Annotated in this window: 1 rRNA gene (cut by a window edge); it reads left to right on the top strand. The window is 56.1% G+C overall.

The window, feature by feature from the left end:
• Positions 1 to 1512, top strand: a 23S ribosomal RNA gene (locus ACWCO2_RS36650) (it extends 1658 nt beyond the left edge of the window).
• Positions 1513 to 1555 lie beyond the last annotated feature (43 nt).

Raw genomic sequence — 1555 nt, 5'->3', positions numbered from 1 at the left:
CGGGTGCATGGGGCCTGATTCTGCGGTAGTTAAGTGATGGGGTGACGCAGGAGGGTAGCTCTGCCAGTGAGTGGTAGTACTGGTGTAAGCCTGTAGCCCGGTGTGTAGGTAAATCCGCGCACCATGTGGGTGAGAGGTGATGCGTAGCCGTTGTGGTGATGTGAGTGATCCCATGCTGTCGAGAAAAGCCTCTAGCGAGTGTGTGCACGGCCCGTACCCTAAACCGACACAGGTGGTCAGGTAGAGAATACCGAGGCGGTCGGGTGAACTGTGGTTAAGGAACTCGGCAAATTGCCCCCGTAACTTTGGGAGAAGGGGGGCCACTGCTGGTGAACACCCGTGCGGTGGGAGCTGGTGGTGGTCGCAGAGGCCAGGGAGAAGCGACTGTTTACTAAAAACACAGGTCCATGCGAAGCTGTAAGGCGATGTATATGGACTGACGCCTGCCCGGTGCTGGAACGTTAAGAGGACCCGTGAACCCGTAAGGGTGTAGCGGAGAATTTAAGCGCCAGTAAACGGCGGTGGTAACTATAACCATCCTAAGGTAGCGAAATTCCTTGTCGGGTAAGTTCCGACCTGCACGAATGGCGTAACGACTTCTCCGCTGTCTCGACCACAGGCCCGGTGAAATTGCAGTACGAGTAAAGATGCTCGTTTCGCGCGGCAGGACGGAAAGACCCCGGGACCTTTACTATAGCTTGGTATTGGTGTTTGGTTCGGCTTGTGTAGGATAGGTGGGAGACTGTGAAGCATTCACGCTAGTGGGTGTGGAGTCGTTGGTGAAATACCACTCTGGTCGTTCTGGGCATCTAACTCGGGTCCGTGATCCGGATCGGGGACAGTGCCTGGTGGGTAGTTTAACTGGGGCGGTTGCCTCCTAAAGAGTAACGGAGGCGCCCAAAGGTTCCCTCAGCCTGGTTGGCAATCAGGTGTTGAGTGTAAGTGTATAAGGGAGCTTGACTGTGAGACTGACAGGTCGAGCAGGTGCGAAAGCAGGGACTAGTGATCCGGCACTGGCTGGTGGAAGCGGTGTCGCTCAACGGATAAAAGGTACCCCGGGGATAACAGGCTGATCTTGCCCAAGAGTCCATATCGACGGCATGGTTTGGCACCTCGATGTCGGCTCGTCGCATCCTGGGGCTGGAGTTGGTCCCAAGGGTTGGGCTGTTCGCCCATTAAAGCGGCACGCGAGCTGGGTTTAGAACGTCGTGAGACAGTTCGGTCCCTATCCGCCGCGCGCGTAGGAGACTTGCGGAAGGCTGTCCCTAGTACGAGAGGACCGGGATGGACGAACCTCTGGTGTGCCAGTCGTTCTGCCAAGGGCGTGGCTGGTTGGCTATGTTCGGGAGGGATAACCGCTGAAAGCATCTAAGCGGGAAGCCTGTTCCTAGATGAGGTCTCCCACCCTGTGTGGGTTAAGGCCCCCAAGAGATGATTGGGTTGACAGGCCAGATATGGAAGCACAGTAATGTGTGGAGTTGACTGGTGCTGATAGGCCGAGGACTTGTCCACAAGGATGTACTCGCACTCACTATATGGTGTCTGAGACAACAAC

The sequence above is a fragment of the Saccharopolyspora sp. NPDC002376 genome, from assembly GCF_053593195.1.
Note: the sequence above shows the minus strand (reverse complement) of the source record. Positions and strands in the feature narration are given on the sequence as shown.